At 66.9% G+C, this 24,743-nt stretch carries 23 protein-coding genes; 10 read left to right on the forward strand and 13 right to left on the reverse strand.

Features of this window, described 5'->3' with window-relative positions:
* The first annotated feature begins 50 nt into the window (after positions 1 to 50).
* The 3 genes from EO174_RS06140 to EO174_RS06150 all read left to right on the forward strand — a co-directional run bounded on the left by EO174_RS06140 (position 51) and on the right by EO174_RS06150 (position 1,894).
* Positions 51 to 821, forward strand: a complete 771-nt coding sequence (locus EO174_RS06140) for an SDR family NAD(P)-dependent oxidoreductase (protein WP_104648639.1) — start codon at positions 51 to 53, stop codon at positions 819 to 821.
* Between the two features lie 108 nt (positions 822 to 929).
* Positions 930 to 1,496 (forward strand): elongation factor P-like protein YeiP, encoded by a 567-nt coding sequence (yeiP, locus tag EO174_RS06145; protein WP_115676860.1) that lies wholly within the window; start codon positions 930 to 932, stop codon positions 1,494 to 1,496.
* The gene (locus EO174_RS06150) at positions 1,496 to 1,894 is read left to right on the forward strand and encodes a hypothetical protein (protein ID WP_164740107.1); all 399 of its coding nucleotides are present in this window, start codon (positions 1,496 to 1,498) and stop codon (positions 1,892 to 1,894) included. Before yeiP ends, EO174_RS06150 begins: the two co-directional genes overlap by 1 nt.
* Positions 1,895 to 2,191: 297 nt before the next feature.
* On the opposite strand, the gene EO174_RS06155 is transcribed toward EO174_RS06150, so the two are convergent.
* The 3 genes from EO174_RS06155 to EO174_RS06165 are packed head-to-tail and all read right to left on the reverse strand — an operon-like array spanning position 2,192 to position 5,800.
* On the reverse strand, positions 2,192 to 4,051 hold the full coding sequence (locus tag EO174_RS06155; protein WP_126943079.1) for a DUF4105 domain-containing protein: 1,860 nt from the start codon (positions 4,049 to 4,051) through the stop codon (positions 2,192 to 2,194).
* Positions 4,048 to 4,347 carry a DUF2388 domain-containing protein gene (locus EO174_RS06160; RefSeq protein ID WP_104648635.1) on the reverse strand — a complete coding sequence of 100 codons (300 nt, stop codon included), beginning with the start codon at positions 4,345 to 4,347 and terminating at the stop codon, positions 4,048 to 4,050. The genes EO174_RS06155 and EO174_RS06160 overlap by 4 nt, the downstream gene beginning before the upstream one ends.
* 34 nt (positions 4,348 to 4,381) lie before the next feature.
* The gene (locus tag EO174_RS06165) at positions 4,382 to 5,800 is read right to left on the reverse strand and encodes an FAD-binding oxidoreductase (protein WP_016904350.1); all 1,419 of its coding nucleotides are present in this window, start codon (positions 5,798 to 5,800) and stop codon (positions 4,382 to 4,384) included.
* A 208-nt stretch (positions 5,801 to 6,008) separates the two neighbouring features.
* Here EO174_RS06165 and serA point away from each other — a divergent pair, with 208 nt between their 5' ends.
* Positions 6,009 to 7,250, forward strand: a complete 1,242-nt coding sequence (serA, locus tag EO174_RS06170) for a phosphoglycerate dehydrogenase (protein ID WP_104648634.1) — start codon at positions 6,009 to 6,011, stop codon at positions 7,248 to 7,250.
* 329 nt (positions 7,251 to 7,579) lie between these two features.
* On the opposite strand, the gene EO174_RS06175 is transcribed toward serA, so the two are convergent.
* A complete protein-coding gene (locus EO174_RS06175; RefSeq protein WP_164740108.1) occupies positions 7,580 to 8,167 on the reverse strand; it encodes an NUDIX hydrolase in 588 nt (195 codons plus the stop codon).
* Positions 8,168 to 8,308: 141 nt separating this feature from the next.
* Between EO174_RS06175 and EO174_RS06180 the strand changes: the two genes are divergently transcribed.
* The 6 genes from EO174_RS06180 (at position 8,309) to EO174_RS06210 (ending at position 15,609) form a co-directional block, all read left to right on the forward strand.
* Positions 8,309 to 9,781, forward strand: coding sequence for an amino acid permease (locus tag EO174_RS06180; RefSeq protein ID WP_164739368.1), 1,473 nt, complete (start codon positions 8,309 to 8,311; stop codon positions 9,779 to 9,781).
* A 79-nt stretch (positions 9,782 to 9,860) separates the two neighbouring features.
* Positions 9,861 to 11,291, forward strand: a complete 1,431-nt coding sequence (locus EO174_RS06185; RefSeq protein ID WP_126943082.1) for an amino acid permease — start codon at positions 9,861 to 9,863, stop codon at positions 11,289 to 11,291.
* A gap of 954 nt (positions 11,292 to 12,245) precedes the next feature.
* Complete coding sequence (locus EO174_RS06195; protein ID WP_104535541.1) at positions 12,246 to 12,899, forward strand: methylthioribulose 1-phosphate dehydratase; 654 nt, start codon at positions 12,246 to 12,248, stop codon at positions 12,897 to 12,899.
* Positions 12,900 to 12,939: 40 nt separating this feature from the next.
* Positions 12,940 to 13,506 (forward strand): acireductone dioxygenase, encoded by a 567-nt coding sequence (locus EO174_RS06200; protein WP_104585392.1) that lies wholly within the window; start codon positions 12,940 to 12,942, stop codon positions 13,504 to 13,506.
* Between the two features lie 2 nt (positions 13,507 to 13,508).
* Entirely contained in the window at positions 13,509 to 14,207 is a 699-nt protein-coding gene (mtnC, locus tag EO174_RS06205) for an acireductone synthase (RefSeq protein ID WP_126943088.1), read from the forward strand.
* Between the two features lie 322 nt (positions 14,208 to 14,529).
* Complete coding sequence (locus tag EO174_RS06210) at positions 14,530 to 15,609, forward strand: C13 family peptidase (RefSeq protein WP_126943091.1); 1,080 nt, start codon at positions 14,530 to 14,532, stop codon at positions 15,607 to 15,609.
* Positions 15,610 to 15,876: 267 nt separating this feature from the next.
* Here EO174_RS06210 and EO174_RS06215 read toward each other — a convergent pair whose 3' ends face one another.
* From EO174_RS06215 to hisG, 9 genes are all read right to left on the reverse strand, one after another.
* A complete protein-coding gene (locus EO174_RS06215; RefSeq protein WP_126943094.1) occupies positions 15,877 to 17,463 on the reverse strand; it encodes a calcineurin-like phosphoesterase family protein in 1,587 nt (528 codons plus the stop codon).
* A 148-nt stretch (positions 17,464 to 17,611) separates the two neighbouring features.
* Positions 17,612 to 18,232, reverse strand: coding sequence for a bifunctional phosphoribosyl-AMP cyclohydrolase/phosphoribosyl-ATP diphosphatase HisIE (hisIE, locus tag EO174_RS06220; protein WP_126943097.1), 621 nt, complete (start codon positions 18,230 to 18,232; stop codon positions 17,612 to 17,614).
* Positions 18,222 to 18,998 (reverse strand): imidazole glycerol phosphate synthase subunit HisF, encoded by a 777-nt coding sequence (gene hisF / locus EO174_RS06225; protein WP_126943100.1) that lies wholly within the window; start codon positions 18,996 to 18,998, stop codon positions 18,222 to 18,224. The genes hisIE and hisF overlap by 11 nt, the downstream gene beginning before the upstream one ends.
* Positions 18,992 to 19,726, reverse strand: a complete 735-nt coding sequence (gene hisA, locus EO174_RS06230) for a 1-(5-phosphoribosyl)-5-[(5-phosphoribosylamino)methylideneamino]imidazole-4-carboxamide isomerase (protein WP_126943103.1) — start codon at positions 19,724 to 19,726, stop codon at positions 18,992 to 18,994. Before hisA ends, hisF begins: the two co-directional genes overlap by 7 nt.
* Positions 19,723 to 20,325 (reverse strand): imidazole glycerol phosphate synthase subunit HisH, encoded by a 603-nt coding sequence (gene hisH, locus EO174_RS06235; protein WP_126943105.1) that lies wholly within the window; start codon positions 20,323 to 20,325, stop codon positions 19,723 to 19,725. Before hisH ends, hisA begins: the two co-directional genes overlap by 4 nt.
* Positions 20,322 to 21,449, reverse strand: a complete 1,128-nt coding sequence (gene hisB, locus EO174_RS06240; RefSeq protein ID WP_115676850.1) for a bifunctional histidinol-phosphatase/imidazoleglycerol-phosphate dehydratase HisB — start codon at positions 21,447 to 21,449, stop codon at positions 20,322 to 20,324. Before hisB ends, hisH begins: the two co-directional genes overlap by 4 nt.
* Positions 21,446 to 22,537, reverse strand: coding sequence for a histidinol-phosphate transaminase (gene hisC, locus EO174_RS06245; protein ID WP_126943108.1), 1,092 nt, complete (start codon positions 22,535 to 22,537; stop codon positions 21,446 to 21,448). Before hisC ends, hisB begins: the two co-directional genes overlap by 4 nt.
* Positions 22,534 to 23,829: a histidinol dehydrogenase gene (hisD, locus tag EO174_RS06250; RefSeq protein ID WP_126943111.1), complete on the reverse strand. Its 1,296-nt coding sequence runs from the start codon at positions 23,827 to 23,829 to the stop codon at positions 22,534 to 22,536. Before hisD ends, hisC begins: the two co-directional genes overlap by 4 nt.
* The gene (gene hisG / locus EO174_RS06255) at positions 23,826 to 24,740 is read right to left on the reverse strand and encodes an ATP phosphoribosyltransferase (RefSeq protein ID WP_126943114.1); all 915 of its coding nucleotides are present in this window, start codon (positions 24,738 to 24,740) and stop codon (positions 23,826 to 23,828) included. The genes hisD and hisG overlap by 4 nt, the downstream gene beginning before the upstream one ends.
* Between the last annotated feature and the right edge of the window lie 3 nt (positions 24,741 to 24,743).

Below are 24,743 nucleotides of genomic sequence, written 5' to 3' on the forward strand. Positions count from 1 at the left end.
CGTTCGCCGGCCGGCATCACCGGCCTCCAGTATCTCCGAGGAACCACCGCATGCAGCCTTCTTCTGTTCTTGCCATCGTCACCGGCGGCGTTTCCGGCCTGGGCCTGGCCGTGGCGCAGCGCATCGTGGCCGATGGCGGCAAGGTCGCGCTGTTCGACGTCAACGCCGACAAGGCCGACGCGGCGCTGGCGCTGCTCGGTGCGGGCAACGCACTGTATGTCGCCACCGATGTCACCGACGAGGCGCAGGTTGCCGCCAACGTGGCGCAGGCCGCGCAGGCGCTGGGCGGGCTCAACCTGGTGGTGAATTGCGCCGGCATCCTGGGCTCGGGCCGGGTGCTCGGCAAGGAAGCGCCGATGCCGCTGGCGACCTTCCGCACCACCGTGCTGGTCAACCTGGTCGGCAGCTTCAACGTGGCCAAGGCCGCGGCCGACGTGATGCAACACAACCATGCCGGCGACGACGGCGAGCGCGGCGTGATCATCAACACCGCCTCGGTGGCCGCCTACGAAGGCCAGATCGGCCAGGCCGCCTATGCCGCCAGCAAGGGCGGCGTGGTCGGCATGACCTTGCCGATGGCACGCGAACTGGCGCGCTTCGGCATCCGCGTGATGACGATCGCTCCGGGCGTGTTCTGGACCCCGATGGTGGACGGCATGCCCGAGGCGGTGCAGCAATCGCTGGCCGCAGCGATCCCGTTCCCCTCGCGCCTGGGCCAACCCGACGAATATGCCGACACCGTCGCCTTCATCCTGCGCAATCGCTATCTCAATGGCGAGGTGATTCGCCTGGACGGCGGCGTGCGCCTGGCACCCAAGTAGCCGGGATTGGTGAGTCGGGATTGGGGATTCGCAACGGCAACCGCCGCCTGCAACCCAGCCGCACTTGCCAATCCCAAATCCCCAATCCCCAATCTCCGACTTACATCCATGAAAGCCAACGACATCAAGAAAGGCAACGTCGTCGAATACAACGGCGGCATTTACCAGATCCGCGACATCGAGCGCAGCTCGCCGCAGGGCCGCGGCGGCAATGTGCGCTTCCGCTTCATCATGTACAGCGTGCCGGGCGGTGTGAAAACCGACGCCAGCTTCGACGCCGACGACAACCTGCCGGAAGTGGAACTGCTGCGTCGCCTGTCCACGTTCTCTTACAAGGATGGAGAGGCGTTCGTGTTCATGGACGACGAAGACTTCACGCCGTACACGCTGGATGCGGAGGTGATCGGCACCGACGCCGGCTACATCACCGACGGGCTGACCGGCATCTACGTGCAGGTGATCGACGACCAGCCGGTGGCCGTGCAACTGCCGCAGACGGTGACGCTGGAAGTGATCGAAACCCCGCCCGAACTCAAGGGCGGCACCGCCACCAAGCGGCCCAAGCCGGCCAAGCTCAACACCGGCCTGGAAATCATGGTGCCCGAATACATCACCAACGGTGAGCGCGTGCTGGTCAACACCACCACCGGCGAATTCGCGGGCCGCGCCGACTGATGCGCACGCCGGTCGTGGTCCTTGCGCTGGGGCTGTTGGCCGCCTGCACGGAGCAACCGGCTCCGGCTCCGGCGCCGACGTCCGCAGCCACGCCCGCGCCGGTGGCCTGCACCGACGCCAAGGTGGACGAAGAGTGGCTGCAACATCCGCCCGGCCTGTGCGGCATGCCGGAGGATGTGCGCACGCTGGTGGAGGACTACGACACCTGCGAGCACTTCGCGGGCGAGGAGCCGTACGACGCCGATCGTCGCCACGAAATCGACGTGGCGATCGCGCAGTTCTGCACGCCGGCACCGGCGCGGCTTGCAAGGCTGATGCAGCAGTACCGCAACAACGCGCAGGTCAGCGACTGGCTGCGCAAGTATTCGGTGCAGGCGGATCTGCAACCGACTGGTTGAGCTGCGCCGGCTGGTGTGACAGGTGCCAGCTGGCGCATGCGTCGTCCCTGGCCGGAGCACTGGAAACTGGGACTTGCAGCTGCAGACAACAGCGCATCCCTTCCCCCATCGGGAGAAGGTGGCGCAAAGCGCCGGATGAGGGGACGGGCGAAGCCTCATGCAGTTGGACCTCTACGAGAGCTTCGCCCCGTCCCTTGACCCCAATCCCCGCTCCGCGCGCCGGTGACGCGCACGCCCGGCCTTCTCGCCCCGCAGGGAGAGGGGCCGGTACCGCCCTCCCCCGCGTAGTCCGAACCGCTATTGCGCCTGCAGAGGTATCCGCATCCCTGACCGCAGTTTGTCGGCAGCCGCATCACCCCGCGCTAGCCCGCGCAGGCGGGCGCGCAGACGTTGCACATTTGCCTCGCCCTGCTCCAATCCAGTGCGGACCTCGGCCGGCAGTTGCTGCCGCCCCAGTGCCTGCAGCTGTTTCCAGCCGTCGACCAGTACGCCGGTTTCCTGCGCCACGCGCGCGCTCAGGTCCAGCTGCTCGTCTGCTTGCGGCAGTCCGTAGCCGGCGCTGCCCAACAGCGTGGCCGGGTGACTGAGCTGGGCCTGCCGCGCAAATAGTGATTGCAGTTGACCCTGCACCGGGTCACGCCCGGCTGCGCCGGGTGTCAGCAGGCGCTTGAGCGCATCGCGTGCCAGCAACTCCTGGCGGCGCAACGCGGCCTGTTCCAGCAACAACGCTGCAGCCGTCTCGCGCAGACCGCCGCGCTCGAACCATTGCGCACGTGCGTCCGGCCGCGCGTCCAGCCATTGCTCCACGCTGGTCTGCGGCAGCGGCAGGCCGCGCCGGATCACCTCGAACATGGCCTGGTAATGCGCCGCCGCCGACTCGAAGTAATAGCCTTGGCGAGTCGCCTGCGCACGGTCGTCCAGCACCTGCAGGTCGGCGATGCCGGCACGGTGCAGCCGCTGGCGCACGCCGCGCGGGGTGATCGACGACAGCCCGGCCGCGGCCAGCCGCGGCACGCCGTCGTGCAGGAGCTTGAAAGTCTCCACCGCGCAATTGTTGCCAATGAAGTAGTAGCGCCCGTCGTAACTCCAGTGCACCTGCGCGGCGCGTGCGAGCAGCGCGGCGATCTCCTCGGGCGTGAGCTTCAGCGGCACCGACGACAGGGCACGCAGCTCCACCTTGGTGTATTCGTCGACCACCTGATTCAAGGGCAATACGAACAGCCGCGAAGGATACGCGCCGGTCAGCCCGCGCCAGCTGGAAATCTGCACATCGCCGACGAAGGCGCGGAACGACAGCACGCGGTGATACTGCAGATCCAGACGGCAATCGGGGCCGGGCGCACGGCCAGGGGCGCAGATCACCAGACGCAGCATGCTGTGGCCCCAGCGGCTCATCGGCTGCGCATTGCCCTCGGCCAGCAGGTAATCCACCGAATACACCCGCGATGGATCCAGTGCCAGCAATGACATTGCGCCGGCATCGTTGTCGGCCTGCAGATACGGCAGCGCCGCCTCGCAGCGCGTTGCATCGGGCATGGCGCCAACCTGCTCGGCAAACCAGGCCGCCAGCGCCGGACGCCGGCAGTGGTAATCGGCATCGAGCACGTAGTGTTCGAGATTCACCGCGACGAATTCGGCCGGGCTGCGGCGTTCGTAATCGTCGGGGCTGCGATCGCTGAACCGGTTTGCGCCACGCCCGATCCGCCAGGGACGCACCTGCCAGCCAGCCAGGTCGCGCAGGCGCGGGGCACGCGACAGGCCACCGTGCGCACCACGGTCCAGCACGTGCGCCAGTTCGTGCACCACCGCCGCCATCGCCGCGCGCGTGGCCGGTGTACCGGGGTCGGCCTGCGCAGCGGCAGCCTGCGTGTTCCACGCATCCAGCAGCGCACGATCGAGCAGGATGCGCCGGCCGATCGCGCGACCATGCACGTGTGCCGGCAAATCCGTACGCCACTGCAGCTGGATCGGTGCGTCGATACGCTGCATCCAGACCGGCGGCAGGCGCTGCGCAACCTGCTGCACCAAGGCATGCGAGGCCTCGATCTGCGCCGCCGACAGGCCCTGCGGATCGACATCGACGCGTGGTTCGGCCTGCACCGCCGGTGCGATCGCTGCGGCCAGCCACAGCCACCAGCACCGGCGTGGAGAACTCACTGGGCCAGGATGGACTGCGCCAGTTCCAGGTCGCTGGACAACCGCGCCGCATCGCTACGGCTGCGCAGCTGCATCAGCGCCGCTTCCAGCCGCACGCCGCGGATCGCGCCATTGCTGGCGACAAAGCCGGCCGCATCTTCGCGTGCGTCGGCCACCACCTTGTCGTCGCCGGAACTGCTGCCGGAGGAATTGGACGAACCGGCCGACGATGCGCCGGCCGAGGTCCCGGCCAGGCTGGAGGCAACGGCTGCCAGCGGCAGCAGCGTCAGGGCGCAAAACACGAGGGAGCGCATCATGGGCGTATCGATTCCGTGTGAAAGTGGTGAAAGACTAACCGGCACGCGCGGCGGCAGGCGCGTCGTCGATCTCGAACAGCTTGCCGGGATTCAGCAAAAGATGAGGATCGAGCACATGTTTGATCCCGCGCATCAAGGCGATCTCCTCGGCCGAGCGCGTGCTCCACAGATAGGCCTTCTTGACCAGGCCGATGCCGTGTTCGGCAGAGATGCTGCCGCCAAAACGCTGCAAGGCCTGCGCCAGCAACTTGGTCACCTGGTCGCAGGCCGCGACGAAATCGGCCTGGCTGGTGCCATCGGGCTTGAGCACGTTGATATGCAGGTTGCCATCGCCGATATGGCCGAACCACACCACATCGAAATGCGGATACGCATCGTGCAGCAGCGCCTGGGTTTCGGCCAGGAATGCCGGCATCACCGAGATGCGCACCGACACGTCGTTCTTGTAGGGCGTGTAGCGCGCCAGCGCCTCGGTGATGCCTTCGCGCAGTCGCCACAGTTGCGCGGCCTGCGCATCGCTCTGGCTGATCACCCCGTCGCTGACCCAGCCCTGCTCCATGCAGGTCTCGAATGCCGCCATCGCCGCGGCTTCCTGCGCCGCGTCGCCGGCGGCGAATTCGGTGACCACGTAGTACGGATGCACCTGCGCAAACGGTGCCTGCGCGCCGTGCGCCAGCACGTGCTCCAGTGCGCGGTCGGTAAAGAATTCGAACGCCTCCAGCCGCAGCTGCGCGCGGAAGGCGGCGAACACCTGCATCAGCACTTCGAACGAGGGCAGCGCCAGCAGCATCACGTTGCTGGGCGGCGGCGGGTCGGTCAATCGCAGCGTCGCTTCGACCACCACACCGAGCGTGCCTTCGGAGCCGATCAGCAGATGGCGGAAATCGTAGCCGCTGGAATTCTTCACCAGCGCATTGTTGAGTTCGAGCAGTTCGCCGGCACCGGTGACCACCTTCAGGCCGGCCACCCATTCGCGGGTGTTGCCGTAGCGGATCACCCGGATGCCGCCGGCATTGGTGGCGATATTGCCGCCGATCGAGCACGAGCCCCGCGCGGCAAAGTCCACCGGATACACCAGCCCATGCTCGCGCGCGGCGTTGTGCACCGCCTCCAGCGGCATGCCGGCCTGGACGGTGAGCGTGCGATCCACCGCGTTGAACTCCAGCGGCTTGTTCAGGCGCTCCAGGCTCAGCACCAGCTCGCCGTTGGCGGCCACCGCGCCGCCGGACAGGCCGGTGCGCCCGCCCGAAGGCACTACCGCCACCGCATGCGCATTTGCCCAGCGCAGCACCGCCTGCACCTCGTCCACCGAGCCGGGCAAGGCGATCGCGAGCGGGTTGGGCGTCCAGCGCCGCGTCCAGTCGCGGCCGTAGTGTTCCAGGTCGGCCGGCTCGGTCTTCAAACGCAACGCCGGCACGGCCTGTTGCAACGAAAGGATGCGGGGATCGGTCATGGCACACGGCGCTGCGGTAGGAACCGCACAGCGTGCCAGTGCGGGCCAGCCCCGTCCAGCTGCACGGCGTGCGGCCGAGGCGGTGTTGGATTCAGCTGAAACCGTTGCACCGCAAGGACTTTGCCTGCGCAAACACTGCGTTGCGACCGCCCCATCGCGCAGCCCATCTGGCATAGTTGCCGACCCGATTGCTGCATTGCGCTCCCCCATGTCGCCGAAGAGAACCTCGTTTCCCAAGCAGGACATCCGCGTCCTGTTACTGGAAGGCATCAGCCAGACTGCCGTGGATGTATTCCGCGCCGCCGGTTATTCGCAGATCGAGCTGCACGCCAAATCGTTGCCGGAAGATGAGTTGATCGCCCGCATCGCCGAGGCGCATATCGTCGGCATCCGCTCGCGCACGCAGTTGAGCGCGCAGGTGCTGGCACATGCCAAGCGGTTGATCGCGGTGGGCTGCTTCTGCATCGGCACCAACCAGGTCGATCTGGACGCGGCCGAACTGGCCGGCATCCCGGTATTCAACGCGCCCTACTCCAACACCCGCAGCGTGGCCGAGCTGGTCATCGCCGAGGCGATCCTGCTGTTGCGCGGCATCCCGCAGAAGAATGCCGAATGCCATCGCGGTGGGTGGTCCAAGTCGGCCGCCGGCAGCCACGAAACGCGCGGCAAGGTGCTGGGCATCGTCGGTTACGGGCATATCGGCACCCAGGTCGGCGTGCTGGCCGAGTCGCTGGGCATGCAGGTGATCTTCCACGACATCGAAACCAAGCTGTCGCTGGGCAACGCGCGTGCGGCGATCGACCTGGACGACCTGCTCGCACGCGCGGACGTGGTGACCCTGCATGTGCCGGAGACGCCGTCGACCAAGGACATGATCGGCGCGGCGGAAATCGCGCGCATGAAACACGGCGCGCACCTGATCAACGCCTCGCGTGGCACGGTGATCGACATCGACGCACTGGACGCGGCGCTGAGCTCCGGCCAGATCGGCGGCGCGGCGGTGGACGTGTTCCCGATCGAGCCCAAGGGCAACGGCGACGCGTTCGAATCCCCGTTGACCGCACACGACAACGTGATCCTGACCCCGCACGTGGGCGGCAGCACGCTGGAAGCGCAGGACAATATCGGTGTCGAAGTGGCCGCCAAGCTGGTGCGCTACAGCGACAACGGCAGCACCCTGTCGGCAGTGAACTTCCCCGAGGTCACTTTGCCCGAGCATCCCGACAGCCTGCGCCTGCTGCACATCCACCGCAACGTGCCGGGCGTGCTGTCCAAGATCAACGAACTGTTCTCGCGCCACAACGTCAACATCGACGGCCAGTTCCTGCGCACCGATGCCAAGGTGGGCTACGTGGTGATCGACGTCAGCGCCAGCGAGGCGCAGGCCACCGCGCTGAAGGAAGGCCTGGCGTTGATCGAGGGGACCTTGCGGACGCGGATCTTGTATTGAGCTGTTGATGCACGCGCGGCCCTCATCCGCGGCCCTCATCCGGCGCTTTGCGCCACCTTCTCCCGCAAGCGGGAGAAGCAAGTGCAGGTCACCCTTCTCCCGGGAGCTCCCTTCTCCCGGGTGCTCCCCCCCCGGGTGCTCCCTTCCTTCTCTCGCATGCTCCCTTCTCCCGCTCGCGCCCCTCTCGCGCGTGCTCCTTTCTTCCGCGCGCCCTTGTCTTCCCGCTGGCGCCCTTCCCCCCGCGTACTTCTTTCTCCCGCTCGCTCCCTTCTCCCGCTTGCGGGAGAAGGTGCCCGCAGGGCGGATGAGGGCACACGCCCTCAATCCCCTTACACCCCTCGCGCCACCCACTTTTCGGCCATGCGCCGCATCGACGGATCCAGCTGCGGATCGGCAAGCAGCTCGGCGATCGGCCGCCACGCCAGGGCCAGTGACTCCTCGCTGACCTCGAACGCCTCGTCCGTTCCAGCCACCACCACATAGCGCGCGTCGTAATGCCAGTGCCCGGCCACCTCGCCGCGTGCTGGAATCCAGTGGCGGTCCAGGTCGAAGATGGCCGCATCCGCCAGGCGCAAGCCGCTCAATCCGGATTCCTCCTGCGCCTCGCGCAGGGCCACCTGCGCCAGGTCGCGGTCGCCGTCGGCGTGCCCGCCCAGCTGCAGCCAGCGCTGCAGCTTGCGGTGGTGGGTCAGCAGCGTGCGCGTGCCATCGGCGCTGACCACCCAGGCCGAGCCGGTGAAATGACCTTCGACACGCTCGCGCAGGAACGGGTTGGTGGCATCGTCCAGCAGCTGTGCGAACTGCTCGGCCAGCCCGGCTTCGTCCGGCCAGCGTGCGCGGTAGTCGGCCAATCGCTGTTGCAGGGTTGCATCCACCATCTGTCGTTCTCGGTCGCCCGTCGCGGGCCAGGTGGCCATTATCGCCATTCATGCTGCGTACGTGCTTGTCGTGAGCGTGTAGCTTTGGCAAGGTAGGCCGCTTGCCTGTCCGTTGGGGACGCGGCGCACACCTTCGCCCGGGCGCCAGCGCCTTAGCCTTGCCACTTAGGGATGTACCGAATGCTGAAGTCTCTGTTGAGGGTCAAACCGATCGAGCCCGCTGGACATGTGGACGGGGGCGAACCGGTCGAAGGCAGCCTGCAAGGCGAAGCCACCCTGCAACGCACCCTCACCGCCAAGCACCTGATCATGCTCGGCATCGGCGCGGTGATCGGCGCCGGCATCTTCGTGCTGACCGGCCAGGCCGCTGCCAACCATGCCGGCCCGGCGGTGATGCTGTCCTTCGTGTTTGCGGGCATCGCCTGCGCGTTCGCCGGCCTGTGCTACGCAGAGTTCGCGGCGATGATGCCGGTCTCCGGCAGCGCCTACTCGTATTCATACGCCACCCTCGGCGAAGGCATCGCCTGGTTCATCGGCTGGTGCCTGGTGCTGGAATACCTGTTCGCCGGCTCCAGCGTGGCGGTCGGCTGGTCGGCCTACCTGATCAGTTTCCTGACCGGCACGCTCGGATTGCCGTTCCCGGCGGAGCTGGCCGGTGCACCACTGGCCTGGGACGGCCACAACTTTGTCAGCTCCGGCAACCTCATCAACCTGCCGGCCGTGCTGATCGTGGCTGCGGTGAGCATGCTGTGCTACGTGGGCGTCACCCAGTCGGCGTTTGCCAACGCCATCGTGGTGGCGATCAAGGTGGTGGTGATCTGCCTGTTCGTCGGCTTCGGCATCGCCTACATCGATCCGGCCAACTGGCACCCTTTCATTCCGGAAAACACCGGGCCGGGCCAGTTCGGCTGGGACGGCGTGTTCCGTGCGGCGTCCATCGTGTTCTTCTCCTACATCGGCTTCGACGCGGTCTCCACCTCCGCCGGCGAGACCAAGGATCCGCAGAAGAACATGCCGATCGGCATTCTGGTATCGCTGGCGGTCTGCACCGTCATCTACATCATCGTCTGCGCAGTGCTGACCGGCCTGTTGCCCTACACCCAGCTCGGCACCGCCAAGCCGGTGGCCACGGCACTGGAAGCGCACCCGCAGCTCACCTGGCTCAAGACCGCGGTGGAGATCGGCGCGATCGCCGGCCTGTCCTCGGTGGTGCTGGTGATGCTGATGGCGCAGCCGCGCATCTTCTACACCATGGCCAAGGACGGGTTGATGCCCAGACTGTTCGGCAAGGTGCACCCGAAGTTCCACACGCCCTACGTCGGAACGATCTTCGTCGGCGTGGTTGCGGCGCTGCTGGCCGGGCTGATCCCGCTCAGCGTGCTGGGCGAACTGGTGTCGATGGGCACCCTGCTCGCCTTCGCCACCGTGTGCGCCGGGGTCATGGTGCTGCGTTTCACCAAGCCGGATCTGCCACGGCCGTTCCGGGTGCCGCTGGCGATGCTGATCTGCCCGCTCGGCGCGCTGGCCTGCCTGTTCCTGTTCTTCCAGGCCTTCCAGGAACACTGGAAGGTGTTCGTGGGCTGGACCGTGATCGGCCTGGTCATCTATTTCGGGTATGGCATTCGCCATAGCCGGCTGGCCCGCAGGGTTTGACTGCAAGTCCCTCGCAAGAGTCCGCACATCTCGCACACGCCCGCACCTCCATGTGCAGGGATTCAACAGGAACCGCTGCATGTTCAAGCAACTCTGGGCCACCAAACACCCGCACGCCAGCCATGAGGCGGCCGACGGGCTGGGCCTGCAACGTGCACTCGGGCCCTGGGGGCTGACTGCCCTGGGCATTGGCGCGGTGATCGGCGGCGGCATCTTCGTCATCACCGGCCAGGCCGCGGCCGACCATGCCGGCCCGGCGATCATGCTGTCGTTCGTGCTGGCCGCGGTGTGCTGCGCGTTCTGCGCGATGGCCTACGCCGAATTTGCCGCGATGGTGCCGGTGTCCGGTAGTGCCTACACCTATACCTACGCCACCTTCGGCGAACTGGCGGCCTGGTTCATCGGCTGGATGCTGGTGCTGGAATACGGCGTCTCCGCCTCGGCGGTGGCGGTCAGCTGGACCGGCTACTTCCTCAGCCTGCTGGAACATTTCAACATCCACCTGCCGGCCGCCCTGGTCAGCGCGCCGCTGGACGGCAAGCTGCAGCGCACCGGCGCGATCGCCAACCTGCCCGCAGCCGGTATCGTGCTGCTGCTGACTTGGCTGTGCTACGTGGGCATCCGCAAGTCGTCGGCAATAAACATGGCGATGGTGATCCTCAAGACCGGCTTGATCCTGCTGGTGATCGCAGTGGGCTGGAAATACGTCGATACCGCCAACTGGCACCCGTTCATCCCGGCCAACGAAGGCCCGGGCAAGTACGGCATGGAAGGTGTGCTGCGCGGCGCGGCAATGGTGTTCTTCGCCTACATTGGCTTCGAGGCAGTGTCGGTGGCGGCGCAGGAATCGCACCGCCCGCAACGCGATCTGCCGATCGGCATGATCCTGTCGCTGGTCATCTGCACCGTGCTCTACATCGCCATGGCGGCGGTGATGACCGGCCTGGTGCCCTACACCCTGCTCGGCACCGACGAGCCGGTGGTGACCGCGGTAGCGGCACATCCGCAACTGGCCTGGCTGCGCGTGGTGGTGGAAGTGGGTGCACTGATCGGGCTGTCGTCGGTGGTGCTGGTGATGATCATCGGCCAGCCGCGCATCTTCATGATCATCGCGCGCGACGGCCTGCTGCCGTCGATCTTCACCCGCATCCATCCCAAGTACCGCACCCCGCACGTCAACACCGTGATCACCGGCGTAGGCATCGCCCTGCTGGCGGCGGTGTTTCCTCTGGATGTGCTGGGCGAGCTGACCTCGATGGGGACGCTGATCGCCTTCGCCGCGGTATGCGCCGGCGTGCTGATCCTGCGCCGTACCCACCCGGAACTGCCGCGCCCGTTCCGCATGCCGGTGGCCTGGCTGATCTGCAGCGCCGGCGTGTTGAGCTGCCTGGCGCTGCTGTCGGCGATGACCCTGCACAACTGGATGTTGATGGGGGTGTGGACGCTGGTCGGGCTGGTGGTCTATTTCGGCTACGGCTACCGCCACAGCCGTCTGCGCGACGGTCGCTGAGCACGCGCGCACGCCAGCAGCCACTGACGAACGACCGCCCGCCGGTGTATGGCAGAGCGGGTGACAGTCTTCGGCTGCTGGGCGGCTGGTCTGCAACTTGGCTGCAGGGTCCTGATCTGCTGATCTGCGGCTTGGCTGCAGGGCCCTGGTCTGCTGATCTGCAACTTGGCTGCAGGGCCCTGGTCTGCTGATCTGCAACTTGGCTGCAGGGCCCTGGTCTGCTGATCTGCAACTTGGCTGCAGGGCCCTGGTCTGCTGATCTGCAACTTGGCTGCAGGGCCCTGGTCTGCTGATCTGCAACTTGGCTGCAGGGCCCTGGTCTGCTGATCTGCAACTTGGCTGCAGGGCCCTTGCCCGCCCACCGTCGCGGGACACGCCGTGAATCCGTCCATGGAGGCTCTTACGCGGCATCCATGCCGCGTATGGTCCCGCGACGGTGGGCGGGCAAGGACCTGTCGAGATGGTCGGTGTGCATCGTTGAAAGCAGAAGATAAGGTGCGATGGTCGAGCCACTGTGCCTCGACCGGCTTCCCACCACTTGTCTCACCGCAGACCGAGCCGCAGACAAGCGTTTTGACGCGCAATCCGCAAACGTCGCGTCTGCCCACCGCAAGCCGAGCGCCACGCTTTCAAGAAAACAGCCGGCCAACTGTCTGATGCGGTGTCCTTACCGGTTGCGGGACCATGTGGCGGCATGGATGCCGCCACCGAGCCCCCAGGGACGGGTTCACGGCGTGTCCCGCAAGCGGTGAGGGCACCGCGCACTCGACCGACTAAAGCGTTTCACCTGGCCCCTGACTGCCTCCGACAAGAGGCGGCTAACAAAAACCATTGCGTTCACCGCCTGACGCGCGCTCTTTGTCTCCTGTCAGCCATTCGCGACCCGGGCGTGGCAGCAACAAACCCTGCTGCGCTGCACCTGACCGTAATCCGGCGGGGCAGTAGAATAGGACCATGAATGCGACCACTGCCCCCCTGCCCTATAGCGCCGCGCGTCTGCACGAGTTGGCGCAACTGCTGATCGGCAACATCCGCGAGCTGGCCCAGGCCGGCTGGACGCCGGCCACCAGCAGCAATTTCTCCCATCGCCTGGACGAACAGCACGCCGCGATCACCGTGTCCGGCCGCGACAAGGGCCGCCTGGTCGAGGAAGACATCATGGTGGTGGACTTCGATGGCCTGGCCGTCGGCCGGCCGTTGCGCCCGTCCGCGGAGACGCTGCTGCATACCCAGCTGTATCGCCGCTTCCCGGAGATCGGCTGCGTGCTGCATACCCATTCGCCGGTGCAGACCATCGCCTCGCGGCTGTATGCCGGCGCCGGCGTGATCCGGCTGGAAGGCTATGAGCTATTGAAAGCCTTCGAGGGCAACACCACCCATGAAACGGCAGTGGACGTGCCGGTGTTCGCCAATACGCAGGACATGCAGGTGCTGGCCGCGCAGGTGGAGGCCTTGCTGGACAAACAGAGCCTGTGGGGGTATCTCATCGAAGGACACGGTCTGTATGCCTGGGGCCGCAACATGGCCGAGGCACGCCGTCACCTGGAGGCCTTCGAATTCCTGCTGCATTGCGAACTCGAGCTGCTGAAGCTGCGCGGCCCGCGCTGAGTCCTCGCCACCTCCCCCTTCCCTTGTGAGCCAGATCGCCATGAGCCGACTGCGTATCTTCGCCGACACCAATCCCAGCATTCCGGAATTCGACAGCCGTGACGGCGATGCCATCGCCGCCGAGCTGACCAAGATCGGCGTGACCTTCGAGCGCTGGCATGCCAGCCAGCCGGTCGAGCCCGGCGCCACGCCCGAGCAGGTCATGGATGCCTATCGCGTCGACATCGACCGCATCAGTGCCGAGCGCGGCTTCAAGACCGTGGACGTGGTCAGCATCGCGCCGGACAACCCCAAGCGCGAGGAGATGCGTGCCAAATTCCTCGACGAGCACTTCCACAAGGAAGACGAGGTGCGTTTCTTCGTGGCCGGCTCGGGCCTGTTCACGCTGCACGTGGACGACAAGGTCTACGAGATCGAATGCGTGAAGGACGACCTGATCGCCGTGCCCGACAGCACCCTGCACTGGTTCGACATGGGGCCGGAGCCGCACTTCGTGGCGATCCGCTTCTTCACCGAGCCCGATGGCTGGGTCGGCCATTTCACCGGCACCGAAATCGCCCAACAATTCCCCCGCTACGCCCCCGAGAAACCTCACAAGGCCAGCTGACGATGACACGACCGCAAGCGATCCTCACCGATATCGAAGGTACGACCAGCAGCATCTCGTTCGTCAAGGACGTGTTGTTTCCGTATGCGCGCCGCGCCATGCCGGCCTACGTGCGCGAGCACGGCGGCCACCCACAGGTGCGGCACTGGCTCAACCAGGTGGCCGACGAGATCGGCGAGGATGTGCCGGACGAGGTGCTGGTCAGCACCCTGCAGACCTGGATCGACGAGGATCGCAAGCACACCGCACTCAAGGCGCTGCAGGGCATGATCTGGGGCGATGGCTACAAGACCGCCGACTTCACCGCGCATATCTATGCCGATGCGGCAATCCAGCTGCAGGCCTGGCATGCAGCCGGCATTCGGCTGTACGTGTATTCGTCCGGCTCGGTGCCGGCGCAGAAGCTGTTCTTCGCGCACAGCGATGCCGGCGACCTGAGCGGGCTGATCAGCGACTGGTTCGATACCGAGGTCGGCCCAAAGCGCGAGAGTGCCAGCTACCGCCGCATCGCCGAACGCATCGGCGTGCCGCCGGGCGAGATCCTGTTCCTGTCGGATGTGATCGAAGAGCTGGACGCCGCCAAGCGTGCCGGCATGCGCACTGCGCTGCTGGACCGTCTGGAGGATTACCCCACGCCACGCGCAGCCGACGAGATCGGCAGCCACCAGCGCGTGGAGAGTTTTACCGAGCTGGCGCTGTAAACACGCTCGACAATCCGGCTGCGCTCACCAATGGGTCAACGCAGCCGCTGTCTGGTGCTGCGCGCGCTGCGGATAGGTGATGGTTCAAGTGCGCCATCTGCGCCTGCCTGACGGCACGCTCGCGCCGCCTTTTGCCGGCTCGGGTCAGCCGGCCTCGCCAATGCGGATTGGCGAGGCCCGGCATGGAAGGCCTGCTGCACGGGACGTATTCTGCAAGATGTGCCCGAAGCACAGCGATGGACGTTGTGCAGCGTCACCGCCTGCGTTGCAATCACGGCGCCCAGGCGCTCCACCCGTCTCTCCCAGACTTCGGCGTTTCTCCATGTCGCTGCATTCCCCCTTCGGACCGAGCGCCTTGCTGCGGCGACTCTCATTGTTGATCGTCATCGTGGCCTTGATGGCCGGCTGCCATCCCGATGCCGGTGCCGCATTGCCGAACCAGGCGGCAAGCGAAGACGAGGTCGATCCGGTCGACCACGCGGCGCTCGCGCAGGCCTTGAACGCGCTGCAGCCGCAGCGCCCCGGCGTGACCGATCTGTATGTGGTCGGCTTCGCCGGCGATGCCAGCGACGATGTGTTCCGCAACGAAACGCTCTACCTCAAGCAGCTGTTCGAACGGCGCTTCGATGCGCGCGGCCGCGTGGTCACGTTGGTCAACAACCCGGACAATCTGGGCGAGCAGCCGTACGCGCCACTGGCGACCTACGACAACCTGTACGACACGCTTGCGGCGGTCGGCAAGCGCATGGATCGCAAGGAAGACGCGCTGCTGCTGTTCGTCACCACCCATGGCACCGAAGACCACACGCTGTACGTGCAGGTGGACCAGAACGAGGAGGATTTCATCAGCCCGCAGGATCTGCGCCAGGCGCTGGACGATGCCGGGATCGGCAATCGCATCATCGTGCTGTCGGCCTGCTACTCGGGCGGCTTCATTCCGGCGCTGCGTTCACCAGACACGCTGGTCCTCACTGCTGCGCGCGCAGACCGGCCTTCGTTCGGCTGCGGCAACACCTCCAATGCGACCTACTTTGGCCAGGCCTGGTTGATCGATGCGATGAACCGCAGCGACGACCTGTTGGCGGCGTTCGCCATCGCTAAAACGGCGATCACTGCGCGCGAGAAACAGGACGGCGAATTGCCGTCGTTGCCGCAGCAGTCTCTCGGCAGGCGCATCGCACCGGTGCTGGCACGCTGGCGTGCAGGGCTACATGCGGGCCCGGCGGTGGCCTATCCGTATCCGCCGCTGGATGCTGTGCCGGATGACGGGCAAGACCGCGCTCCAGAAAGCGATTCCGATACGCAGCCACTGCACAGCCCGACGAACGCCAAAGCGCCGGCCGCTCCCACCCGCCCGCGCAGCCCGCTGCCCGTGCCGCCGACACCGGCACCGCCAAACTGATCACTGTCATGCACTGAGACTAATTCTCATTTCGTCAGCGCTCGCGCGGCCTCGCTACACTCGCCGGGCCAGCCAGCGCACGCCAGCCAGCATCGATCCCCGCCAGCGCGCCATCGCCTGCCAGCCCGGATCCCAGAACGCCTCCCTCGTGGAGGCGTTTGTGTTTCTGCCCCCCAGGATTCAGCCGCGCATCCATCCACAACGTTCCCGTAGGAGCGCATTCATGCGCGAAGGGCTCTCCACACACACCCGCACCCCGCACAGCCCTCAAGGATCGGCGCGCTGCAGGTGATACACCGTGCGTGCGCTGTACTGCCCGGTCGGCAGCGACGCGCGCACGTCCACGGTGTGTTCGCCCACCTCCAGCGTGGTCGGCAATGCGCCACGCCACAGGTGCGTGGACGGCGTGGCCTCGGGCGAGCGGTCGTAGCCGCGCAACTGCTCGGCCGCATCGTCGCGCACGTTCTCTGCCAGCAGCCGCGGATCGGCACGCTCCACCCGCTTCATCGGCTGCCATGCGCCATTGTCGATGCGCATCTCGACGAGGGTGTCGTCCCGGCCCATGAACACATTGGCGTAGATCCCCCAGGCCGCATACGCGCCCTGGCGCAGCACCTTGGGCGCGTGCAGCAGCAGTTGCGCATCATCGACCGAACGCGCGACGTGATAGGCCAGCGTGTAGTCGCCGCCCGGCGCCACCTGCAGCACCGCGTAACCGTTCGGCGTGCCGTCGCTCATCGTCGCGTCGGGAATGCCGGCGGCATCCTTGGCACCGGACCAGAACGCACCGCAGGCCGCGCCGACATTGTATTCGTGCAGCGGGCGGGCGCCCTGCCAACCTTCGTCGGCGCCGTGATCGACCTGTCGCTGGGTATGGCTGTGTGCGCTCAGCACCAGCACATGCGGGAAATCCTTCAACAGGGCGAACAGGCGGCGGCGATCGGCATGCCGGAAGGTCTCCTGCCCCGGCGCTGCGTCGAACAACGGAATATGCATGCCCAGCACCAGCAGCCGCTCGCGCGGCAGCTGCGCCAGATAGGCCTGCAGGAACGCGAACTGGTCCTCGCGCAGGCCGCCGACATAGGCCGGTTTGCCGCCTGGCGTATAGATCACATCGTCCAGGAACACGAAGCTGGCGTTGGCCTCTTCCACCGCGTAGGTGTCCGGGCCGTAGACGGCACGCCAGCTGTCCAGCGACTGCGCATCGTCGCCCGCGTCGAAGTTGAGATCGTGATTGCCCGGCACATGGAACCACGGCACGCCCAGCTGGGTGGTGACCTTGTTCAGGGCCGGGTACAGGCTCAGATCGTCGCTGACGATATCGCCCAGCGTGGTGCCCAGCCGGGCCGGGGTCTTGCCGACGATCGGCGCGACGATATCGCGCTGGTAGTACCCCACGTCGGTCAGGCTGGCGGTCTGGCTGTCGGCGAGCACCAGCATCTGGAACCCATCCTTGCCGGCGCTGGCGCGCGGGGTCAGCGCGAAATCCCAGTGCCGGGTGTTGCGCCCGGTGGCGGCGATGCCTGGGTACTTGCGCTTGGCCGATCCCGTGGGTGCGTAGTGACGCCAGAAACCCGGCAGTCCGTCCGCGCTTGGCACAAAGCTGCGGTCGCCTGGCTTGATCACGAACACCGTCTGCCCGTCGCGTACCGGCAGGCGGTAGCGGCCTTGCGCGTCGGTGCGCACCAGCTGCTCGCCGTTGGAGACGGTCACGTCGCTGATGCCCGGCTCGTCGGCGCTGCGTCCGGCACGCCCGTCGTGCTCTTCGTAGACGATGCCATCGACCACGGCATCGCGTGCGTACGCGCCACCCGCGAGCAAACCCAGGGCCAACAGAGCGAAGCGAAGCTGCATGCGTTTTCCCGCAGAAAGACCAGCGGAAATTGTACCTGCCAAGGCCGGGCGCACATCACGCCCCCCCTCATCGTAGGAGCGCACCCGGGCGCGACGGGCGTTATCGGTAACGCTCCGTCGCGCCCAGGTGCGCTCCTACGGGGTGATGCTATTGGTGCCGCGACTCCAGCAGCGCCACCGCATCGGCCAGGCCCAGGCCGCGCGCGCGCAACAGCACGATCAGGTGATACAGCAGGTCGGCCGACTCGCCGAGCAACTCGGCATCGCCCTGCACCACGCCGGCCAGCGCGGTTTCCACGCCTTCCTCGCCCACCTTCTGCGCGATGCGGCGGATGCCCTGCTCGAACAGCCTGGTGGTGTAGCTGCCGTGCGGGCGCTCCTGCTCGCGCGTGGCGATCAAGGCATCCAGGCTGCCGAGGAACTGGCCGGGCGCGGTGGGGAAACAGCTGGTGCGGCCAAGATGGCAGGTCGGCCCATGCGGGCGCGCCTGCACCAGCAGCGTGTCGGCATCGCAATCGGTCTGGATCGACACCACCTTCAACACGTTGCCCGAGCTCTCGCCCTTGGTCCACAGGCGCTGCTTGCTGCGGCTGAAAAAGGTGACTTCGCCGCGTTGCTGCGTGACCGCCAGCGCTTCGGCATTCATGTAGCCCAGCATCAGCACGCGCAGGTTGTCGGCGTCCTGCACGACCACCGGCAACAAGCCATCGCCCTTGCTCCAGTCCAGCGCGGCGAGCGCGTCGCCCGCTGCCGTCTCGTTACTGCCCATCACGTACCTCGATCTGTTGCGCGCGCAGGAATTGCTTGAGTTCCGGGATCGGAATCGCGCCACTGTGGAACACGCTTGCCGCCAGTGCGCCATCGACATCAGCCTGGTCGAACACGTCGGCAAAATGCTGCATGTCGCCGGCACCGCCGGAGGCAATCAACGGCACGTGGCACAGCGCACGCACCTGGCGCAGCTGCTCGATGTCGTAGCCGCGCCGCACGCCGTCGTTGTCCATGCAGTTGAGCACGATCTCGCCGGCGCCCAGGCGCTGCGCTTCGGCCACCCAGTCCAGCGTACGCATCGGCAGGGCCTGGGTCTTGCTCGGATCGCCGGTGTAGCGGCGCACGCGCCACTGCCCATCGTCCTCGCGGATCGAGTCAATGCCGACCACCACGCATTGCACGCCGAAGGCGTCTGCGAGCTCGGAGATCAGCTGCGGCCTGCCGAGCGCCGGCGAGTTGATCGAAATCTTGTCGGCACCAGCATGCAGCACCGCGCGCGCGGTGTCCACATTGCCGATGCCGCCGGCCACGCAGAACGGGATATCGATCAGCCGCGCCACCCGCTCGACCCAGGTGTAATCGACCGAGCGCCCTTCCGGGCTGGCACCGATGTCGTAGAACACCAGCTCGTCGGCACCTTGCGCGCGGTAGCGCAGCGCCAGTTCGACGATGTCGCCCATGTCGATGTGGTCGCGGAACTTGACGCCCTTGACCACGCGTCCGTCGCGCACGTCCAGGCAGGGAATGATGCGGCGGCTCAGCATGCCAGTGCCTCCTTCAACGCCAGATGCCCTTCCAGCAAGGCCTTGCCGAGCACGATGCCGGCGCAGCCGGCAGCCTTGGCGGCAACGACATCGGCCAGGTTGCGCGCGCCACCGGACACCTGCACCTGCAACTGCGGCGCCAGCGTGCGCAGGTGCGCGTACAGCTGCATGTTCGGGCCAGACAACATGCCGTCGCGCGCGATGTCGGTGCACAGCAGATGCTGCAGGCCGGCCTGCGCGTAACGCCCGGCCAGCTGATCCAGCGTGGCCTCGGCCGCTTCGGTCCAGCCATGCACCGGCAACTGCCACACACCGTCGGCGTCCTGGCGCGTGTCCAGCGCGATGGTCAGCCGATCGGCGCCGAATTCCTGCAGCCAGGCGATGACGGTATCGGCCTGGCGCACCGCCAACGAGCCGATCACCACGCGCGCGGCGCCGGCATCGAGGATGCGCGCCACGTCCTCGCGTGAGCGCACGCCACCGCCGGTCTGCACCTGCAAGCCGGTGGCACGGGCGATCTCGCCGAGCGTGCTCGCCAGCGTATAACCGCCGGCCTTTGCCGCATCCAGATCGACCAGATGCATCCACTGCGCGCCGGCATCGGCAAATGCCTGCGCGCGTGGCAGCACATCGTCGCCGTACTGCGTCTCGCGTGCGTAGTCGCCTTGCAGCAGGCGCACCACGCGGCCGTTGCGGATATCCAGCGCCGGGTAAACGGTGAAACTCATGGGAAGCTCATCTCAAGAAAATTGCGCAGGATGCGTGCACCGGTCTCGGCCGAACGCTCGGGGTGGAACTGCGCGCCGCAGCGCAGGCCTTGCTGCACCACCGCCGTGAACAGACCGCCGTGATCGCAGGCGGCCACGGTGTCGGCCGTCACCGGCGCGGCATACCCATGCACGAAATAGGCACTGGCGCGCTCCGGCAAGCCGGCCAGCAACGCGGAGTCGCGCATCGGCACCAGCTGATTCCAGCCCATATGCGGCACGCGTATGCCGAGTGCGGGCGTCATGTGCCGCACGATGCCCGGCAGCACGCCCAGGCAATCGACATCGCCTTCTTCGGAATGTTCGAACAGCAACTGCATCCCCAGGCAGATGCCGATCAGCGGCACCTGCAACTGCCGCAACGGCTCGACCAGGCCCTGTGCGCGCAGGCGCGACATCGCCTCGGGCGCGGCGCCGACGCCAGGCAGGATCACCCGCTGCGCGCCCTGCAACCCTGCTGCATCGCGTACCAGGCGCGCTTCCACGCCCAGCCGTTCCAATGCGTAGCGCACCGAGCCCAGGTTGGCGCCGCCGGCATCGATCAACGCGACATCGGTCATAGCGCACCCTTGGTGGTGGGCAACGCAGTGCCTTCGCGACGGATCGCCTGGCGCAGCGCACGCGCCAGGGCCTTGAAGCAGGCCTCGACCTTGTGGTGGTCGTTCTCGCCACGCACGCTCAGGTGCAGGTTCAGGCCGGAGGCATCGCAGATCGAGCGGAAAAAATGCGGGACCAGTTCGGTCGGCATGTCGCCCACGCGCTCACGCTTGAACTGGCCTTCGAACACGAAGTACGGCCGACCGCTGAAGTCCAGTGCAGCGCTGGCGATGGTTTCGTCCATCGGCAGCGTGAAGCCATGCTGGGTGGTATCGCCGGCAACACGCCACGGGCTGTCGTCGGGGTCGAAGCCGTAACGGCCGATGCCGCGCTTGTCGCCCAGCGCTTCGCGCAAGGCCTGGCCCAATGCCAGACCGGTGTCCTCGATGGTGTGGTGCTCGTCGATATGCAGATCGCCTTCGGCGCGGATATCCAGCGCAAAGCCACCGTGCTTGCCGATCTGCTCCAGCATATGGTCGAAGAACGGCAGGCCGGTGGCGGTCTTCGGTTCGGCCACGCGATCCAGATCCAGTTCGACGCGGATCCGGGTTTCCTTGGTATTGCGCTGGACCACCGCACGCCGTGGCGCATCGGCCAGCTCGTGTGCGATGCCTGGCCAGTCCCACTCGCCGCCGAATTCGTCGGTGCGCAGCTGGAAACCGCGGATATTGAGGTTCTGCGCGAACTGGATGTCGGTGATGCGGTCGCCCACCATCGCCGAGCGTGCCCAGTCGATCGTGCGGTCCTGCAGGTAAGGCACCATCAGGCCGACACCGGGTTTGCGCGTGGGCGCGTTGTCGGCCGGCCAGCTGCAGTCGATCAACACCTCGCGGAACACGATGCCCTGGCTGGCGAAGATCTGCAGCATCAGGTTGTTCGGGCCATCGAAGGACGCGCGCGGATAGCTCTCGCTGCCCAGCCCGTCCTGGTTGCTGACGATGACGAATTGATAGCCGGCGTCGCGCAACTTCAGCATTGCCGGAATCACGTTGTCGACCAGGCGCAGTTTTTCGTAGGCGTCGATCTGGTAATCGGCCGGCTCGGTGATCAGCGTGCCGTCGCGGTCGACGAAGAGAATCGGGGTCATGCGGCGGCCTCCTGCGTGCGTTGCAGCGCGCTCAGCACGCGCGCGTTCTGTTCGGGCGTGCCCAGGGTGATGCGCAGGGCATCGGACAGCTGCGGTACCGCGCGTTGATCGCGCACCACCACGCCGGCCTCCAGCAGCGCCTGGAATGCGGCTTCGGCATCGTCGAAACGCACCAGCAGAAAGTTGCCCTGCGAGGGATACACCTGACGCACGCCGGCCAGCTGCTCGAGTGCGGTGTGCACGCGTGTGCGCTCGCTGCGCACCTCGGCGATGCGCCGGCGCGTGACCTCCAGCGCCGGCGCGGACAAGGCCTGTTCGGCCATTGCCGCGCACGGCGTCGGCACCGGGTACGGCGCCTGGCAGCGCCGCAGCACGGCGATCAGCTCGGCGTTGGCGATCAGGCTGCCGATGCGTGCCGCTGCCAGCGCATGCGCCTTGGACAACGTGCGCAACACCGCCAGATTGTCGTAGCGCGCAAGCAGGCTCACTGCCGAGGGTATGTCGGAGAACTCGCCATAGGCTTCGTCAACCACCACCAGCGCCCTGCCCTGCAATGCCTGCAAGGCGGTTTCGATCGAGTCCAGGGCAATTGCCGAGCCGGCCGGGTTGGACGGCGAGCACAGGAACACCAGCTTGGCCTGCGAGCTCAGCGCTGCTTCGACGATCGCCGGGATATCCGCGTGGAAACCTTGCGGTCCATCCACCAGCGGCACCTCGACCAGGGGTGCGTTCTGCAGGCGCGCGCACACCGCGTACATGCCGAACACCGGCGGGGTCACCACCACCGCATCGCGCCCGGGCACGCACAGGCCGCGCACCAGCAGATCGATTGCCTCGTCGCTGCCGCGGCCGATCAACAGCTGCTCGGGCGTACAGCCATACAACCCCGCCAATGCAGCGCGCAGACCCTTGGGTTGCGGGTCCGGGTAGCGCCGCGTGCTGCCGTCGGGATCGGCAGGATTGCCCCAGGCCGACTCGTTGGCGTTGAGCCACACATCGCCCTGCAACGCGCTGGTGCGCGCCGACGAGTAGCCGGCGAAGGCACGCAGATCCTCACGCACCAGTTCCAGAATCGATGGCGTACTCATGCCGCCACTCCCATGCGCAATGCCACTGCATTGGCGTGCGCATCCAGGCCCTCGGCGCGCGCCAGGATCAGCGCGCATGCGCCGATGCCGTCGATGCCGGCCTTGCTGGCGGCCTGCACGCTGACCATGTTCTGGAAGCTGGCCACACTTACGCCGCTATAGGCGCGCGCCGCACCGCTGGTCGGCAGCACGTGGTTGGTGCCGCTGCAGTAATCGCCCAGCGCTTCGGGCGTGTAATCGCCGAGAAACACCGAGCCGGCCGCTTCGACCTGGCCCAGCCACGCACGCGGCTCGCGCAGCGCGAGGATCAGGTGCTCCGGTGCATAGCGATTGCTGATCGCAAACGCTTCCTCCAGCGCCTGCACCTTGATCAGGCGCGATTGCGCCAGCGCCTGGCGCGCGATCCCGGCGCGCGAGAGTTGCGCCAGCTGGGCATCGAGTTCCACCTGCACCGCCGCGATCAGCGCATCGCTGTCGGACAACAGCAGTACCTGCGAATCCGGGCCGTGTTCTGCCTGCGAGAGCAGATCGGCGGCAACGAAGGCCGGCTGCGCGCCGGCATCGGCGATCACCAGCACTTCGGACGGGCCGGCCGGCATGTCGATCGCCGCCGCGCCGGACTGCGCCACCTGCTGCTTGGCCTCGGTGACGAAGCTGTTGCCCGGGCCGAACAACTTGTCGCAACCCGGAACCGAATCGGTGCCGTACGCCATTGCCGCAATTGCCTGCGCACCGCCGAGCTTGAACACACGGCGCACGCCGGTCAGTTGCGCGGCGACCAGCACCGCCGGATCGACGCTGCCGTCCTTGCGCGGCGGCGTGCACAGCACCACCTCGCGGCAGCCGGCCAGACGCGCGGGAACCCCGAGCATCAACGCAGTCGACGGCAACGGCGCACTGCCGGCCGGCACGTACAGGCCGACCCGACCGATCGGCCGCACGATCTTTTCGCAGACCACGCCCGGCGCGGTCTCCACTGCATAGCCTTCGCTCATGCCGGCGCGGTGGAAGGTGTCGATGCGCGCCACCGCGTCCTGCATGGCCTGGCGCAGTTCCGGCGCCACCGCCGCTTCGGCGGCGGCAAATTCGGCCTTGCTCACGGCGAAGCTGTCCAGCGCCACGCCATCGAAACGCGCGGTGATCTCGCGCAGCGCGGCATCGCCACGCGTGCGCACATCGGCAATCAATGCAGCGACCGCCTCGCGCGTCTGCGTGGCCACGGTCTGCACCGGGCGGGTCAATGCCTGGGTCCGCGCAGCGGTGTCCAGCTGCGACCAATCGAGAATATTCATGCCAGCGAGCGCTCCACCGTCAACACCATCAGACCTTGCGCACCTGCGCGTTCGAGTTCTTCCAGCCGCTGCCAGGTCACCGCGCCATGACACATGGTCTGCAGGCGCAACGCGCCGTTGCCATCGTCGGGCAGCTGCACCAGCGGCTCTGCATCGGGCAGCAGGCGGCGCAGCGCATCCACGGCGTCCTGCTCGGCGCGGAACATCAGCAGCTTGCTGTCGCGCAGCTTGAGCACGCCGTCCATGCGCCGCAGCAGCATCGCCAGCAATGCTGCGCGCGCGTCGGCCGGCTCGCGCACCGCACCGGCCAGCACCGCTTCGCTTTCCATCACCAGTTCCACCGGCTTGAGCTGGTTGGCGGCCAGGGTGGCGCCGCTGGAGACCAGATCGCAGATCAGATCCGCGGTGCCCAGGCGCGGGGCGATTTCCACCGAGCCGGACAATTCCACCACTGCCGCATCGATGCCCTGGCGCTTCAGCCAGTCGGCCAGGATCGCCGGGTAGCTGGTGGCGATCCGCTTGCCGGCCAGTTGCGCCACGCCCTGCCAATCCCACTCTTCCGGCACCGCCAGCATCAGCCGGCACTGGCCGAAACCGACCCCGCGCACCGCGTGATACGCGGCCGGCAGGCCATTGCGGCGGCGCTCGGATGCCTGCTCCTCGAGTTCGTTCTGGCCGACGATGCCCAGGTCGCAGACGCCATCGGCGATCAGGCCGGGGATGTCGTCGTCGCGCACCAGCAGCAGGTCCACCGGCAGCGATTCGCCGTAGCAGAACAGCTTGTCGCGGCTCTGCCGCCAGCTCAGCCCGCAGGCCGCCAGCAGGCTGCGCGCCGGTTCGGCCAGACGGCCGCTCTTCTGGATGGCGATACGCAACCGGTCACGTGCCGGTGCTGCCGTGGAAGCACTCATCTT

Origin of the sequence: Xanthomonas sp. BRIP62418 (genome assembly GCF_003993495.1) — a bacterium.
GTDB classification, from domain to species: Bacteria; Pseudomonadota; Gammaproteobacteria; order Xanthomonadales; family Xanthomonadaceae; genus Xanthomonas; species Xanthomonas euroxanthea.